General features: G+C 69.1%; 17 protein-coding genes. 8 read left to right on the top strand and 9 right to left on the bottom strand.

All coding sequences use genetic code 11. From position 1 onward, the window contains the following. Nucleotides 1–245: 245 nt before the first annotated feature. Nucleotides 246–842 carry an ATP-binding transcription factor AbmR gene (abmR, locus tag HOV91_RS29905; protein WP_174188661.1) on the top strand — a complete coding sequence of 199 codons (597 nt, stop codon included), beginning with the start codon at nt 246–248 and terminating at the stop codon, nt 840–842. Between the two features lie 42 nt (nt 843–884). Next, nucleotides 885–1334, top strand: a complete 450-nt coding sequence (aroQ, locus tag HOV91_RS29900) for a type II 3-dehydroquinate dehydratase (RefSeq protein ID WP_174188660.1) — start codon at nt 885–887, stop codon at nt 1332–1334. Between the two features lie 2 nt (nt 1335–1336). Here the strand turns inward: aroQ and HOV91_RS29895 are convergent, their stop codons facing one another. The 3 genes from HOV91_RS29895 to HOV91_RS29885 form a co-directional block, all read right to left on the bottom strand. Next, nucleotides 1337–1783 carry a nitroreductase family deazaflavin-dependent oxidoreductase gene (locus tag HOV91_RS29895; protein ID WP_174188659.1) on the bottom strand — a complete coding sequence of 149 codons (447 nt, stop codon included), beginning with the start codon at nt 1781–1783 and terminating at the stop codon, nt 1337–1339. A 159-nt stretch (nt 1784–1942) separates the two neighbouring features. Beyond that, complete coding sequence (locus HOV91_RS29890; RefSeq protein ID WP_174188658.1) at nt 1943–2749, bottom strand: ArsR/SmtB family transcription factor; 807 nt, start codon at nt 2747–2749, stop codon at nt 1943–1945. Nucleotides 2750–2886: 137 nt separating this feature from the next. Next, nucleotides 2887–3762 (bottom strand): NAD(P)-dependent oxidoreductase, encoded by an 876-nt coding sequence (locus HOV91_RS29885; RefSeq protein WP_174188657.1) that lies wholly within the window; start codon nt 3760–3762, stop codon nt 2887–2889. Nucleotides 3763–3906: 144 nt separating this feature from the next. Here HOV91_RS29885 and HOV91_RS29880 point away from each other — a divergent pair, with 144 nt between their 5' ends. Continuing rightward, nucleotides 3907–4257 carry a winged helix-turn-helix transcriptional regulator gene (locus HOV91_RS29880; RefSeq protein WP_174188656.1) on the top strand — a complete coding sequence of 117 codons (351 nt, stop codon included), beginning with the start codon at nt 3907–3909 and terminating at the stop codon, nt 4255–4257. On the opposite strand, the gene HOV91_RS29875 is transcribed toward HOV91_RS29880, so the two are convergent. Continuing rightward, nucleotides 4254–5378, bottom strand: a complete 1125-nt coding sequence (locus HOV91_RS29875) for a glycerate kinase (RefSeq protein ID WP_174188655.1) — start codon at nt 5376–5378, stop codon at nt 4254–4256. The two genes, HOV91_RS29880 and HOV91_RS29875, sit on opposite strands and share 4 nt — an antisense overlap. A gap of 122 nt (nt 5379–5500) precedes the next feature. Continuing rightward, nucleotides 5501–7087: an alpha/beta fold hydrolase gene (locus HOV91_RS29870; protein ID WP_174188654.1), complete on the bottom strand. Its 1587-nt coding sequence runs from the start codon at nt 7085–7087 to the stop codon at nt 5501–5503. A 159-nt stretch (nt 7088–7246) separates the two neighbouring features. On the opposite strand from HOV91_RS29870, the gene HOV91_RS29865 reads away from it, so the two are divergent. Then, entirely contained in the window at nt 7247–7558 is a 312-nt protein-coding gene (locus HOV91_RS29865; RefSeq protein ID WP_174188653.1) for a GNAT family N-acetyltransferase, read from the top strand. 4 nt (nt 7559–7562) lie between these two features. Here the strand turns inward: HOV91_RS29865 and HOV91_RS29860 are convergent, their stop codons facing one another. Next, nucleotides 7563–8315, bottom strand: coding sequence for a lysophospholipid acyltransferase family protein (locus tag HOV91_RS29860; protein ID WP_174188652.1), 753 nt, complete (start codon nt 8313–8315; stop codon nt 7563–7565). 137 nt (nt 8316–8452) lie between these two features. On the opposite strand from HOV91_RS29860, the gene HOV91_RS29855 reads away from it, so the two are divergent. The 3 genes from HOV91_RS29855 to HOV91_RS29845 all read left to right on the top strand — a co-directional run bounded on the left by HOV91_RS29855 (nt 8453) and on the right by HOV91_RS29845 (nt 10533). Next, nucleotides 8453–9097 (top strand): YqgE/AlgH family protein, encoded by a 645-nt coding sequence (locus HOV91_RS29855; RefSeq protein WP_174188651.1) that lies wholly within the window; start codon nt 8453–8455, stop codon nt 9095–9097. A 132-nt stretch (nt 9098–9229) separates the two neighbouring features. After that, complete coding sequence (locus HOV91_RS29850; protein ID WP_174188650.1) at nt 9230–9769, top strand: sigma-70 family RNA polymerase sigma factor; 540 nt, start codon at nt 9230–9232, stop codon at nt 9767–9769. Further along, nucleotides 9766–10533, top strand: a complete 768-nt coding sequence (locus HOV91_RS29845) for an anti-sigma factor family protein (protein WP_174188649.1) — start codon at nt 9766–9768, stop codon at nt 10531–10533. Before HOV91_RS29850 ends, HOV91_RS29845 begins: the two co-directional genes overlap by 4 nt. Before the next feature lie 57 nt (nt 10534–10590). Here HOV91_RS29845 and HOV91_RS29840 read toward each other — a convergent pair whose 3' ends face one another. From HOV91_RS29840 to HOV91_RS29830, 3 genes are all read right to left on the bottom strand, one after another. Beyond that, nucleotides 10591–11361: an ABC transporter permease gene (locus HOV91_RS29840; protein ID WP_174188648.1), complete on the bottom strand. Its 771-nt coding sequence runs from the start codon at nt 11359–11361 to the stop codon at nt 10591–10593. After that, complete coding sequence (locus tag HOV91_RS29835; protein ID WP_174188647.1) at nt 11358–12332, bottom strand: ATP-binding cassette domain-containing protein; 975 nt, start codon at nt 12330–12332, stop codon at nt 11358–11360. The genes HOV91_RS29840 and HOV91_RS29835 overlap by 4 nt, the downstream gene beginning before the upstream one ends. Nucleotides 12333–12443: 111 nt before the next feature. Continuing rightward, complete coding sequence (locus HOV91_RS29830; RefSeq protein ID WP_174188646.1) at nt 12444–12974, bottom strand: EXLDI protein; 531 nt, start codon at nt 12972–12974, stop codon at nt 12444–12446. 136 nt (nt 12975–13110) lie between these two features. Between HOV91_RS29830 and HOV91_RS29825 the strand changes: the two genes are divergently transcribed. Beyond that, nucleotides 13111–14349 (top strand): thiamine pyrophosphate-binding protein (locus HOV91_RS29825; protein ID WP_174188645.1); only part of this gene is annotated, 1239 nt, incomplete at its 3' end.

The raw sequence follows: 14349 nt of genomic DNA, 5'->3' as shown, positions 1-14349 counted from the left end.
CTCGGGTGGCCTTTCATGATCATCGCCCAGCCGGTCGGCGGCAACCGGCGCCGCTACCGTACCGGCCTTCGGGAAAAGTCGCGCGGTTACCACCGCACTCGACGTTTCGGATCAATAAATACCCCGTAAGGCGCGGAGCGAAGCAATCGGGTCCCTGTTCGCACAGAGCGGAACCACCGTACCGATTTGCGAAGTAATCTTGTAATCAATGAAAGCAACGCACCACAGTAAGTAGGTGACCCGTCATGAGAAACGCGCATCGCGGCCGGGGCTTCGGCCGGACCGGTGGCTGGCAGCAAGCCGACCTGCCGGACCCCTCGGACGTGCCCGACTGGTTCGCCGGGAGATTGCCAGATGACTGGTTCACCGGTCCGCCGGTGATCGAGGTGGACCGGGACGAGATCGTCGTCATCGGCGAGCTGCCGATCCCGCAACCGGAGAAGACGGCCACCGACGACGCCGAGGCCCCCGCCGAGGAAGTGCCGCGCGCGACCAAGGAGGGCGCGGTAGCCCGGTTCCGTGAGTCCACCCGGCCCGCCCGGATGCAGATCGCGAACGAAGCACAGCACCGCTACCGGCGCAATGTGGCCTGGGGCGTCTCCGTGGACGGGGAACAGATCCTGTTCACCCATCTGGCCGTCCCGGTCATGACCCGTCTGCGTCAGCCCGAACGCAAGGTTCTCGACACCTTGGTCGACGCCGGTGTCGCCCGTTCCCGCGCCGACGCACTGGCCTGGACGGTGAAGCTGGCGGGCAAGCACGCCGAGACGTGGCTGGAGGAACTGCGCGAGGCCATGCGCAAGGTCGACGACCTGCGCTCGGAAGGTCCGCAAGGGCTGTAGGCGGTACGGGCCCGGTCCGCGCGGCGCGGTATCTTGCCGTGCATGGCTGTGACCGCGACGCCGGGCCCGATCCTGGTTCTGAACGGCCCGAACCTCAACATGCTCGGCACCAGGCAGCCGGAGGTCTACGGGTCGGCGACGCTGGAGGACGTCGTGGCGTTGTGCGAGCGCACCGCGGCGAGATTCGACCGCGAGATCGTCGCCTTCCAGTCCAATTCCGAGGGCGCGCTCATCGATCGCATCCATCGGGCGCGCGGCGCCGAGTCGGGCATCGTGATAAACCCCGGCGGCCTCACCCATACCTCGGTGGCGCTACGGGACGCGCTGGTGATCCCGGAACTCCCCATCGTCGAGGTGCACATCAGCAACGTGCACGCGCGCGAGGAGTTCCGGCACCACTCCTACATCTCCGCGATCGCCACGGCGGTGGTCGCGGGAATGGGCATTCAGGGTTACGCCGCCGCCATCGAGTTCCTGGCTCGCTCGGCCTGAACTCACTTCAGTTGGAAGACCGGAAACCCCGGCGCGATGGCGGCGAGTTCCTCGTCGGTGGCGTCCTTGGTCACGCCCTCGAAGAACCTGCCGACCTCCCAGCCCCACTTACGCAGGTAGAGACGCAGCAGCGGCACCTTCTCGGCATCGGGTACCTCGGTGGCGGTGAACGCTTCGACCTTGCGTCCGAGCCGCAGCTCGCCACCGCCCGCCGCGCGCAGGTTGCGCACCCACTGGGTATGCCCGCGCGGCGCGACGAGGAAGCGCTCGCCATCCTCGCGCACCATCAGGTTGACCATCGTCGTGCGCCACTCCCCGCTCTTGCGCCCGCGCACCGCGAGCAGTCGCGACCCCATCACGCTGATGCCCAGCTTGGGCAGCAGATTGGCGAACCGGTTGAAGATCGCGTCGAATCCGGCGGGGCCGATGTAGCGGGTGCTGAGGTCCATGACCACTCCTTGTTGTGAGCACTGCTCTCTATAGAGAGAAGTGTTCCACGGAGAGCGCGGCGAAGTCAAGAGCACTGCTCTCTATAGGCCGCGCCTCCGGTACGGCGGCGGCCGAAGCGGACCCAGCCGAGATCCGATCGGCGCTTCGACCGCCGTTGATCACGAGTGCACGGCGGCGTCCTGGTCGGGCAAGGTCCGGCCGGTCTCCAACAGTGTCTTGAGGTTGGACAGGATGCTCGGCCAGCCGCCGCTGATCGCGTCCAGCACGCGGCTGCCGGGCTGGAAGCCGTCGTGCACGACCGTCAACTCGACGACCTCGCCACGCGGCTCGATCTCGAAGGTCACCTTCGACCGCGGCTCGCGCGACCAGGCCGCGACGTCGGCGGGGTCCATCTCGAAGGTGGCGGCGAAGGCGGGGTCGAAGGTGTGCCAGGTGTAGGAGAGCCGGCGGTAGGGCTCGGCCTCGAGCACGACTTGTTCGGGGTCCTTGCTGGTCCAGTCCCGCTGGCGCCAGATCATCTCCGAACCCGGACGCCAGTCGGTGTCGAAGCTGGCGCCCCAGTAGCGGTCGGTGAACGCCGGATCGGTCAGCGCCTGCCACAGCTTCTCGGCGGTGGTCCTGATGTAGGTCTTGTAGACGAACACGTTGTCGCCCATCGGTTGTTCCTCCAGTGCTCTCTTCAGGTCGGCGAGTGCGTTCACCCGCTCACGGTCGTACCGGTTGATCCAGCGGTCGGCGATGGCGTTGATGGGCTCGGCATTGAGGTAGTGCAGTTTTTCCCGGCCGCTGCGCCGGGTGGTGACGAGGTCGGCTGCCTCCAGCACCGCGAGGTGCTTGCTCACCGACTGGCGAGCCATCGCCAGTCCGGCGCACAACTCGCGCAGCGTCTGCCCGTTGCGAGCGTTCAGGCTGTCCAGTAGCCGCCGCCTGCTCGGGTCGGCCAGTGCTCGGAACACCTCGTCCATCGCCCACCTTTCGAAACATGCAGCCTTTCGGCTGCCTTTCACTAGGATATGCAGCCTTGTAGCTGCATATCAACCCCGCAAAACGAAACGACCTCGCAAAGCGGCTGCTTTGCGAGGTCGGAGGTAGGGAACAGAGGTCAGGGATTGCGGAGGAGGGCGTAGGTGGAGATGGGCTTTCCGGCCTGCTCGCTGGCGGCGACGGCCTTGCGCCAGAGCTCCTGGGCGGTGTGCGAGAGGACCGCGTCGACACCGACTTCTTCACTCGCGTCGATGACGTGCTGCGCGCCCGCGTCCATCATCTTCAGGCTGGCCAGCGAGGCCCAGCCGCCGTTCTGGTTGGCGACCGAGAACTCCTCCATGAAATAGGGGAACGCGGCGGCGGAGCGGATCGCGAACGGGACGAACGCGGCGATGTCGTGGCCGGAGCGGTCGATCATCGCGGTGGCCTGGTCGAAGGCCAGCAACCAGGGATGGAAGATGGTCAGCAGTCCCTGGTAGAAGACTTGCGCCAGACCGTCGTCCGCGCCGAGGTATTCCTGCGGGCTCAGCGGCCGCAGCAACTCGGCGTGCGCGTCGAAGACCGAACGCGGGCCGCTGTAGAAGATGTAGGACGCCGGATGGGCGATGTTGTCCCCCGCCGACATCACACCGCCGGAGAGGAATTGCGCGCCGTGCGAGCGCACCCACTCCGCGCCCTTGCGGGCCTTCTCCGGCGAATCGGAGGACAGGTTCGCGATCACCTTGCCCTTCAAGTGGCCGGTCGCCTGGCCGAGCACGTCGTACATGGCCGCGTAGTGGGTGAGGCTCAGCACGGTGACCTCGTTGGCGTCGAGCGCGTCGGCGACGGTCGCGGCGCGCTTGGCGCCGAGTTCGACCATGGCGTCGACTTTCTCGGGGCTGCGGTTCCACACCGTCACCTCGACGCCCGCTTCCAGGAAGGCCCGGACCATCGCCTGCCCCATCGGCCCGAGGCCGACGACGGAGACAGCACGGGCGGTGGTCTGCTCGGACATGGTGAATCCCTTCGGTAATCGTTCGATATTTGCGTCGGCGCCGGGATTCATCGTCGTTCCCGCAGGTAGAGTCGGGAAGACCGAACGTCGGGGTGCGGTTGCTTACCTCGAGGTTCGAAACGAGGTCAAAGGAGCGCGGTGGGCATGAACAGTGACGCAGATCACGATGTGTGTGGCATGACGGTCGCGATCGATGTCGTCGGCGGCAAGTGGAAGATGCACCTGATGTGGGTGCTGAGCACCGGCCCCCAGCGCTTCGGCCAGATCCGCAGGCTCCTCGACGGGGTCAGCGAGAAGGTGCTCGCCGAGAACCTGCGCCAGCTCGAGTCCAGTGGCGTGGTGCACCGTGAGGTCTATCCCGAGGTCCCGCCGCGGGTGGAGTACTCGCTCACGCCGCTCGGCGAGGAATTGGCCGTGGCGCTGCGGCCGCTCGAGGAGTGGGGCGATCGGCACCGGCACGAACTGGCCGCGAAACTCTTGGCTTCGGCGAGCTAACCCAGCCGCTCGACGGCGATCCGCGCGCCGACCAGCTCCAGCAGCGCCGCCGCCCCGGCCATCGAGCGTTCCCGGTCGGGTTCCAGGTCGGCGAGCGTATAGCAGTCCGCGAAGCCGGCGGCCCGGATCTCGTCGGGCGCGAGCAGCGTGCGGCCCGCCACGGCGACCACCGGGACGTCCGCCTTGCGGGCGGCCGCGCACACGCCGACCGGCGCCTTGCCGCGCAGGCTCTGCCGATCGAGCGAACCCTCCCCGGTGATCACGAGGGTGGCGTCCGCGAGCAGGGCGGGAAAATCGAGCAAGTCGAGCACGACCTCGATGCCGCTGCGCACCCGCGCGCCCAGCACGGCGAGCGCGCCGAAACCGGTACCGCCCGCCGCGCCCGCGCCGGGATGTCGCGCGAACTCGGGGCCGACGAGTTCCGCCCAGCTCGCGAGCGCGGATTCGAGGAGGTCGACTTCGGCGGGTCCAGCGCCCTTCTGCGGCGCGTACACCGCCGCCGCGCCGGTCGGCCCGAGCAGCGGATTGTCGACGTCACAGGCCAGCGTGAACCCGGTGCCGGCGACGCCTGGGTGCAGCCCCGCCAGGTCCAGCCGCGCCGCGCGGGTCAGGCTCGCTGCGCCGCTTGGCAATTCCCGTCCGTCGGCATCCAGGACGCGGAGGCCGAGTGCCTGCAACATCCCCGCGCCGCCGTCGGTGGAGGCGCTGCCACCGAGGCCGAGCACGATCTCGGTGACCCCGTGGTCCATCGCGTGCGCCAAGACGACCCCGAGCCCGAAGGTGCTCGCGTGCAACGGATCGAGCTGCCCCTCCGGCAGGATCGCCAGGCCGACGACGGCAGCCAACTCGACTACCGCGGTGGCATCGTGCCGGGCATACGACGTCCGGCACGGCACGCCGGTCGGTCCGGGAGCGGTCAGTTCCACGCGCGTCCAGCCGGCCGCCACGAACGCCTCCACCGTGCCGTCGCCCCCATCGGCGACCGGCACCTGCCGGATCTCGGCGTCCGGTGCGCTCCGCCGCACCCCGGCGGCGAGAGCCGCCGCCACCTCCGGCGCGGTGAGCGACCCCTTGAACTTGTCCGGAGCGAGGATCACTCGCGCGGCGGGTGAACGCGTCATCTCCACATTCTGGAACGCGACCGGACCGACCGCACCGCGTAACCCCGGCCCGAACTCGCCCCGAGTGCGCCGTTCAGCTGCCGTGTCGGCACCGGTAGTTCCCGCGCCGCGCGCGGAATGCTTCAGCTCGCCGACAGCGGAGCCTGGTCGGCCCGGGTGATGTCGACCTTTCCGGTGCGCAAATAGGTGAGCACGGCCTCGTCCACCGCCGGGTTCCCGCGGCCGAACGTGCCGTGGTCACCGCCGTCGACTACGACCAGCGCACCGCCCAGTGCCGCGGCCATGGCGGGACCGCCCTCGTACTTGGTCAGCGCGTCGTGGCGGCTCTGCAACACCAACGGCGGCGTGCGCAGGCCCGCACCGGTGATCGGCACCGGCTTCGTCACGGGCTTCCAGGAACCACAGGCCATTCCGGAGCGCACCAGGTCGGCCCGCGCGTCCATGGCGTTGCCGCCGGAGGCGATGGTGCCGACCGCGGCGCCGAGCAGCTCCGGCTTGCCGGGTACGGCGTTCTCGTTGCAGGTGATCGCGCTGAACACGAATCGCCCGGTGGGATCGGTCGAGGTCGCGCCCTCGATGGCCCGCAGCCGCTGCACGTTCGGCGGATCGGCCGCGGCGTCGGCCATCGCGCGGGCGAAGGTCGGCCAGAAGGTGCGGGTGTAGGTGGCCACGGTGGTCGCGCCGAGCAACGGCACCTGTGCGGAGGCACCGCCGCTCACCAAGGTGCGCAACAGGTTCTGTAGTTTGCCGAGTTGCTCGACGCTGCCGGTGTAGCCGTCCCGCGCGATCTCGGCCAGTGGCTCGGGTAGCGCGCCGGGCAGGTCGCCGACGCTCGCGGGCGGTGGGGTCAGGTTGGCGTACCAGCCGCCGCCCTGGGCGGCCGCCAACCGGACCCAGTTGCGGTAGACCTGCAAAGCGGTGTCGCCGAGGTGGTATTCGTCGTCGTGTTCGGCGATCCAGGCGAACAGATCGTCCAAGCGCTGCTTGCCCGCGACCTGCTGCTGGGCGAATTCCTCGGTCCACACCCAGTCGGGGTTGACGTTGGAGTCCAGGATCATCCGGTCCACCCGGTCGCCGAACAGCGCCGCGTACACCGCGCCGAGATAGGTGCCGTAGGACGTGCCGAGGTAACCGATCCGCTGCACACCGAGCGCGGCGCGCACCGCGTCGAGATCACGCGCGGTGTTCTCGGTGGTGATCGCGTCCAGGTAGCCGGGCTGTGCCGCGTCACAGGCCTTCTTGATCTCGTCGCGGTTACCGCCGCCGAGCGAGACCTGCTGCCCTTCCTTGTCCTTCGTGCTTCCGCAGGCCAGCGGCGTCGCCCAGCGCAGTCCACGCGGCTGGACCGCGACCCGGTCGTAGCGCTCGGCCAGCGCGGCGGGGAACACCTCCACCCGGCGCGCCCAGAAGTCCAGCGCGTCCGCACCGGGGCCGCCGGGGTTGGCGAACAGGACACCTTCCCGCTCGCCCGTCGCGGCGATCCGGCTGACGGTCAACTCGATCTTCGGCCCGTCCGGGTCGGCGTAGTTCATGGGCACGCTGACCACGGCGCACCGCACGCCCCGGTCGGCGGGCACGGACCCGTCGGGACAGGCACCGAACGCGACTCCCGGCGCGGCGTCCGCGACGCCGGTGACGATCGATCCCCCGAGCAAACCCACGGCGACGACCGTGGCCGCGACCCGCGAAACCCGCAGTGTCCTCATCATGTTCCGTACCTCCCCGAGCCTGCCCGCTCGCGCGCGACGACGGACCCGACCAAGAGCATTCTGCGCAGGCCCGCTGGGACAGACAAGTCGGTGGCGGGATTCGGTCCCGCACCGGAGTGTGATTAACCCGGACACCGGCGCGCGGAGTAGCGTCGAGCCATGTCGACCGAGGTCAACAACAACACCGCACTGGAACGCTTCGAGATCTACGTCGACGGTGCGATCGCCGGCTACGCCGAATACCAGGACACCGCCTCCGAGCGCGCGTTCGTGCACACCGAGATCTACCCGCAGTACGAGGGCCAGGGCTATGCCCGGCTCTTGGTCGAGACCGCCCTGAACAGCACGCGCGACGACAAACTCGGCGCGCTGCCCATGTGCCGGACGGTCAACCACTTCATCGAGACCCGCCCCGAATACCTCGCGATGGTGCCGCACTGGGCGCGCGACCGGCTGAATCTGCCGCAGTAGACCTTCAGTACGCCGCGACGGCGGCGTCGAGCGCCTTCTGCAGATCGGTGCGCACCAGCCGGGCGATGTCGCCGGGCCGGGGCGGCAGGTCGAGCACGGGGACACCGAAGTGGAAGCTGGCCCCCTTGGCCTCTTCCTTCGTCGCCCGCACCGTTCGCGGTCCGTAGCTCAACGCCATGGAGACCAGCACGGGCTGCGCGCCGAGTTTCATCGCGCGGAACGCGATATGCCCGATGCCGCTGCCCACCGCCTGCACGCGGGCCGGATCCACGTCGTTGCAGGTGCCCTCGGGGAAGACCGCGATGCCGTCGCCGCGGGCCATCCGCTCCGCGCAGATGTCCATCATGCGCTGGCCCGCGGCGTTCACCGCGCGGATGCCGTGGTCCTTGCCCCGGAACACCGGGATGCCGCCCATCATGTCGATCTTGCGCCGCTGGTCGGGATCGACGAACAGTTCGTCCTTGGCCAGCACGCGCACGCGGCCGATCACCCGCCGTAGTCCGCTGCGCCACGCCGCCGCGGCCACGGTGTAGGGATCGCTCTCGGAGAGGTGATTGATCGCGAGCAGCAGCGGCCTGCCCTGCTCGATCACCGCGCGCAGCGCTTCCCTGGCGCCGTCGGCATAGGTGACGCGTGGGTGGTAGCGGCGGCCGAGAATGGCGTAGGCCCCCCATGCCTGCAAGCGGTTCTGGCGATGATCGCGATAGAAGTCGTACACGGTGTCGCTGTTCTCGAGGCGCACCTCGGGCGGTTCCATGTCCTGGACTCTACGATGTCGCGTCGGTAGGGCGACGGGGCCTCCGGCGTCCGGTCCGCGCTCCGCTCGGCAAATCCGGAACGCGGAAGTGAGCGGCAGAAGGCGCAATGTGAGCGAACAGCTGCGATGATGTCGGAGTGGCACGCGCAGAAGAACCGGACGATCGGAAGACTCGCGGCGGGCACGGCGATCGCAGACGACGCGATCCCCGGCACGGCGAACAGGTGGTTCGTGCCGGGACACTGCTGGTGTCGGCCACCGACCTGGTGGAGCCGACCTTCCGGCGCACCGTTGTCTACATCATCGAGCACAACGAGGCGGGCAGCCTCGGCGTCGTGCTCAATCGCCCGAGCGACACGGCGGTGCACGAAGTGCTGCCCCGCTGGACGGACGCGGTCGCGGCGCCGCGCACGCTGTTCATCGGCGGCCCGGTGAAACGCGACGCCGCGCTGTGCCTTGGCACCGTTCGGGTGGGCGCGCGGATCGAGGGCGTACCCGGGCTGCGCCGCATCGACGGACGCGTCGTCCTGGTCGATCTGGACGCCGATCCCGAGCGGATCGCTCCGCTCGTCGAGGGCATCCGGATCTTCGCAGGCTATGCGGGCTGGACCTTCGGGCAACTGGAGGGGGAACTGGAGAACGACGACTGGATCGTGCTGTCGGCCCTGCCGTCCGATCCGATCAGTTCGGGCCGTCCGGACCTGTGGGCGCACGTGCTGCGCCGCCAGCCGCTCCCGCTGTCCCTGCTCGCTTCACACCCGATTGAACTCGAACGCAACTGAGACCGTGTACTCCTCGAAGGGAACGAAGGAGACACGACATGAGATACCACAACTGAACCGGCAAGAGCATGGGTGACGCATCGGGTGCGCCCACCGACCGGCCCCGCAACTCCAGCGGAGAGGTGTCCAGTTGTGCGCAAGACAGGCGGCGAGACGGGCCAACCCGACGACCAGTCCGACGAATTGATGCGGGCTCTCTATCGCGAACACGCCACCGCACTGTGGCGGTACACGCTCGGCTTGGTGCGGGACCGAGGCCGGGCAGAGGACATCGTGCAGGAAACATTGCTGCGGGCCTGGCAACGCCCGAACGTCTTGGATCAGTCCACCACCTCGGCACGGGCGTGGTTGTTCACCGTGGCGCGCAATCTCGCCGTGGATGAGCATCGCAGCGCCCGTAGCAGGCGCGAGTTCCGCACCGACAGCCCGCCCGAACAGGCGATGCCGGACCAGTCCGACCGCGCGCTGGACGGCTGGCTGGTCGCCGACGCCCTCGGCAGGCTCAGCGCCGACCACCGGGAGGTGATCGTGCGGGCCTACTACCGGGGACTGTCCACCCACCAGATCGCCGAGGAACTCGACGTCCCGGCGGGCACGGTGAAATCCCGGATGCACTACGGCATGCGCGCATTGCGCCTGGCACTACAGGAGATGGGGGTGACGAACCCATGACGGATATCACCGACGACTACACCACGTGGGACGCGGCGTACGTGCTCGGCTCCCTCACCCGTGACGAGCGCCTCCGGTACGAGAGCCACCTGGCCGGCTGCCCCGACTGCCGGGCGGCCGTGGCCGAGTTCGCGGGCTTGCCGGGCATGCTCGCCCTCGTGGAGACCGACATCGCGATCTCCATGATCGAGCCGTCCGCGCGACCGGGCGAGCCCACGGAGCCGGCGCCGCCGCCGATGCCCACGCTGCCGCCGCCACCGCCCGTGCCGACGCTCCCGCCGCCACCGCGGCTCGCCGACGCGGCCGAGCGACGCCGCCGCCGCAGCGGATGGACCTCGGTCGGCATCGCGGTGGCCTCGGCCGCGGCCGCGGCGGCGATCGCCGTGCCGATCGCCGTCTCGATGTCCGGATCGGACGGCTCGACCGAGCCGGGCACCAGCGAGCAGGCGTTCGTCGAACGCCAGATGACTCCGCTGGAGCCGACGCCGGTCTCGGCCAGCTTCAAACTCGTCCCGGCGGGCGAACGGACACGGCTGGTGATGTCCTGCAGCTATCCCCCCGGGGAGCAGCTGCGCTACAACTGGGATCTCGCGCTGTACGTCACCAGCACCAGCGGCCAACAGCAGAAGCTCGACGAGTGGCCCGCGGGTCCCGGCACCGAGCTGACCATCGACCGGACCATCGACGGCACGCCCGACCAAGTCCGCTCGGTCGAGATCCGCGCGGCGAACACCGGGAAGGTGCTGCTCACCGGCACGGTCTGACCAACCGCACGATCCCCGGCGGGCATTGCCCGCCGGGGATCGCCCGCGCGCCGGGTTTCAGCGCGTCTGCCTCCGGAAGACCGAGGACGACCACAGGTACCCGACCACCGCGATGCCGACGCACCAGGCGAGCGAGATGATCCCGTTGGCGCCGATTTCGGTGCCCATCAGCAGACCGCGAACGGTCTCGGTGATCGGGGTGAACGGCTGGTACTCGGCGAACTGACGCAGTCCCGCGGGCATGGTGTCGGTGGCGACCAGCCCACTGCCGAGGAACGGAAGCATCACCAGCGGGAAGGGCGTGTTGCTGGCACTCTCCGGATTCGGCGCGAGCAGGCCGAGCGCCACCGCCAGCCAGGTGAGCGCGAACGTCACCAGCCCGAGCAGCCCGAATACGGCGAGCCACTCGACCGGATTCGCATCGGGGCGGAAGCCGATGAGCAGTGCGACGCCGACCATCGCGGCCACGCCGAACATCGCCTGGATCAGCGCGCCGACGACATGACCGGTCAGCATGGCCGACTGCGTGATGTCCATGGTGCGGAACCGGTTCACGATGCCCTTGCTCGTGTCGGTGGCGATCGACACCGCGACCGAGACGGTCAGGTACGCCGGCAGCAGCAACAGCATGCCGGGCGCGAGATAGTCGATGTAGTTGCCGCCGGAGGACTTCTCCAGCGCGCCGCCGAAGACGAAGTTGAACACCAGCAGCAGCACCGTGGGCATCACGATGATGCTGAAGGTCATGCTCGGGTAGCGCTTGGCGTGCAGCAGGTTGCGCCGCAGCATGGTCGCCGAATCGGCGAGCGCGTAGGACATGGAGCTCATCGCACGGTTTCCTTTTCGGTGGTGGGGTGCCCGGTGAGGGTGAGGAAGACGTCATCGAGGTTGGGCGTGTGCACCGACAGCCCCTCGACCTCGATCTGCTCGTAGTCGAGCCGTTCCAGCACGGTCCGCAGCGATTTCACGCCGCCGTCGCTGGGCACCGCGAGGGTGAGGTTCTCCCCGTCGTCCTCCTGCGCCGGGGCGAGGACGCCGAGCGCGCCGGCCGCCGCGGTCAGCGCGGACCGATCGGCGAACTCCAGGCGAATGTGCCCGCCCGGCACCAGCCGCTTCAGCTCCGCCGCGGTGCCCTCGGCGACGAGCTTGCCGCGGTCGAGCACCGCGATGCGGTCGGCGAGCTGGTCGGCCTCCTCCAGGTACTGGGTGGTGAGGAAGACCGTGACGCGGTAGTCGTCGACCAGCCCGCGGATGACGTCCCAGATCGCTCGCCTGCTGCGCGGGTCGAGCCCGGTGGTCGGCTCGTCGAGGAAGATGACGCGCGGATCGCCCACCAGGGTCATGGCCAGGTCGAGCCGCCTGGTCATGCCGCCGGAGTAGGTGGCTACCGTCTTGTCCGCCGCGTCGACCAGGTCGAAGCGTTCCAGCAGGTCGGCCGCCAGTCTGCGGCTGTCCCGGCGCGGCAGGTGGTGCAGGTCGCCCATCATCAGCAGGTTCTCCCGCCCGGTGAGCAGTTCGTCGACCGCGGAGAACTGGCCGGTCACCCCGATCTGCGCACGCACCTGCTTGCGCTCGGCGCGCACGTCGTGACCGCCCACCCGGATCTCTCCGGCGTCGGGGTGGATCAGCGTGGTCAGGATCTGCACGGTGGTGGTCTTGCCCGCACCGTTCGGCCCGAGCAGCGAGAAGACGGTCCCCTCCGCGACGGTGAGGTCTATACCGTCGAGCACCACCTGTTCGCCGAATGATTTACGCAGGCCCCGCACCGAAACGGCGGGTATGCGCTGGCCGTTGACCATGGGTCTTCCTTTCTGAAATACGTATGACTATGCGAATGTGAGCATGTGTTTTCCACACCGCCCCCAGGGTGCGGTGCTGTCGGGTTTCGGTTGTCGCGCAGGGCGCGACGGTCAGATGTCCAGGTCTTCTATCTTCGGCCCCTCGGCCAGGTCGAGAACCCGCCGATAGAGCTTGTCGGGCAGGCGCCCCTTCAGCTCGCTGAGGGAATCCACGACGACGAAGAGGAAGTCGCCCCAGTCCTGCTGGCCGACGCCGAGCAGGCGACGCCAGCTCTTCGGGTCCCGCCAGTCCTTGAGCCAGTTCATCCCCACGTCGTTGGGATACTCGTCCCAGTTCGAATACTGCGCGTGCATCACGTATTTGCCCTTGCGGCTGCGATACACCCGGACATGCTCGATCCGCGTATCGTTGACGTCGTGCCACTCTCCGAGCAGAGTGCCGGAGAAGCGGACCTGTCGCACACCATCGCGACCGACCTTGAGCACGATCTCGTCATAGCCTTCCAGCCGACCCTCTTCGAGTTCGATGAACCGGCGCAGTGCCGTGACCACCGCCCCCGAGAGGTTGCCGCCGACCAATTCCTGCGCGCGCTGGAACAGCGGCAGGTCGTCGTCGGCTACGTAGATCGTCTTGTTGGGCATGCCCCAACTATACGTAGATGTATACGTACACGCAAGCGGAGCGCCCACATCTCCTGATCCTCCGTTGAACCGTTCGGCAGCCTGCTCCGTATCACTCGTGTACGCAGTCGACTTTCGTCAGCGGGAAGGGATGCCGATGCCGACTCGGGTCGTGGACTATCTGGTGCAAGCGGTTTCGGCCCTCGGGGTGCACCACGTCTTCGGGGTGGACGGCGCCAATATCGAGGACCTGTACGACGCGATCTTCGACGCGCCGGACCACGTCACCGGGGTGGTCGCCAAACACGAGTTCGCCGCGGCCACCATGGCCGACGGTTACGCCCGCTCCACCGGCGGAATGGGCGTCGTCGCGGCGACCTCGGGCGGCGGCGCGATGAACCTCGTCGCCGGACTGGCCGAGTCGTTCGCCTCGCGCGTCCCGGTACTAGCGGTGGTCGGGCAGCCGCCTGCCGCCTTGGGAGGCAACGGCGCGTTCCAGGACACCAGCGGGCGCGCGGGCACGATCGATGCCGTCCGTCTCTTCGGCGCGGTCAGCACGTATTGCGCCCGCGTGGAAACCGCCGCCGACCTGCCGGCTCAGCTGGACCGGGCGGTGTACGCCGCGCGGCGCGGCGGCCCGGCGGTCCTGCTGTTGCCCAAAGACGTGCAGCAGGCCGACGCGGCCGACCTGGCGCCGTTTCGTCCGGCCCCGCGGGCGCACAGCCGCGACCTTGCCGGCATCGCCCGCGTTCGCGCCGCGCTCGGCACCGCACGGCACACCGGGAAGATCGTGATCGTCGCGGGCGATCAGGTGGCGCGCGACGACGCGCGCGCCGAACTCGCCCGCCTGGCGACCGCGCTGGACGCCGCCGTGGGCGTGGCGCCGGACGCGAAGGACACCTACGACAACACCGATCCGGGCTACTGCGGCGTCGCGGGCAGCATGGGTCACCCGGAACTGGTGGCGGCGATCCGGTCCTCGGCACTGTGCCTGCTGGTCGGCACGCGATTGCCGGTACCCGCCCGCGCCGGTTCGGAGGCCGCGCTCGCCGACCGCCCGGTGGCCAGCATCGGCATCGCGCCGCCGTACCTGCCCGCCATCCACGCCACCAGCACCGATCTGTCGCGGACGCTCGCCGACCTCGCCGACGAACTGGACGACGGCGGCGCCGGACCCGAGCGCGTCCGCACGGCGCAACCGCTGACCTCCCTGCACGTGCCCGCCGCCTCCGGTCCCGGTCTGCGCTACCGGGATCTGATCGAGACGATCGACGCCGCACTGCCGGAGGGCACCGACGTGTTCGCCGACGCGGGCAACACCGGCGCGGCCGTGGTGCACCATCTGCGGGTGCCGCGGGGCGGGCGGTTCGTGGTCGCGCTGGGCATGGGCGGGATG

Origin of the sequence: Nocardia barduliensis (assembly GCF_013315795.1) — a bacterium.
GTDB classification, from domain to species: domain Bacteria; phylum Actinomycetota; class Actinomycetes; order Mycobacteriales; family Mycobacteriaceae; genus Nocardia; species Nocardia barduliensis.
This window is presented reverse-complemented; position numbering and strand designations above follow the sequence as displayed.

Coding starts and splice junctions, on each gene's coding strand:
- abmR (WP_174188661.1), top strand. CDS start 246: ATGAGAAACGCGCATCGCGGCCGGGGCTTCGGCCGGACCGGTGGCTGG.
- aroQ (WP_174188660.1), top strand. CDS start 885: ATGGCTGTGACCGCGACGCCGGGCCCGATCCTGGTTCTGAACGGCCCG.
- HOV91_RS29895 (WP_174188659.1), bottom strand. CDS start 1,783: ATGGACCTCAGCACCCGCTACATCGGCCCCGCCGGATTCGACGCGATC.
- HOV91_RS29890 (WP_174188658.1), bottom strand. CDS start 2,749: ATGGACGAGGTGTTCCGAGCACTGGCCGACCCGAGCAGGCGGCGGCTA.
- HOV91_RS29885 (WP_174188657.1), bottom strand. CDS start 3,762: ATGTCCGAGCAGACCACCGCCCGTGCTGTCTCCGTCGTCGGCCTCGGG.
- HOV91_RS29880 (WP_174188656.1), top strand. CDS start 3,907: ATGAACAGTGACGCAGATCACGATGTGTGTGGCATGACGGTCGCGATC.
- HOV91_RS29875 (WP_174188655.1), bottom strand. CDS start 5,378: ATGACGCGTTCACCCGCCGCGCGAGTGATCCTCGCTCCGGACAAGTTC.
- HOV91_RS29870 (WP_174188654.1), bottom strand. CDS start 7,087: ATGATGAGGACACTGCGGGTTTCGCGGGTCGCGGCCACGGTCGTCGCC.
- HOV91_RS29865 (WP_174188653.1), top strand. CDS start 7,247: ATGTCGACCGAGGTCAACAACAACACCGCACTGGAACGCTTCGAGATC.
- HOV91_RS29860 (WP_174188652.1), bottom strand. CDS start 8,315: ATGGAACCGCCCGAGGTGCGCCTCGAGAACAGCGACACCGTGTACGAC.
- HOV91_RS29845 (WP_174188649.1), top strand. CDS start 9,766: ATGACGGATATCACCGACGACTACACCACGTGGGACGCGGCGTACGTG.
- HOV91_RS29840 (WP_174188648.1), bottom strand. CDS start 11,361: ATGAGCTCCATGTCCTACGCGCTCGCCGATTCGGCGACCATGCTGCGG.
- HOV91_RS29835 (WP_174188647.1), bottom strand. CDS start 12,332: ATGGTCAACGGCCAGCGCATACCCGCCGTTTCGGTGCGGGGCCTGCGT.
- HOV91_RS29830 (WP_174188646.1), bottom strand. CDS start 12,974: ATGCCCAACAAGACGATCTACGTAGCCGACGACGACCTGCCGCTGTTC.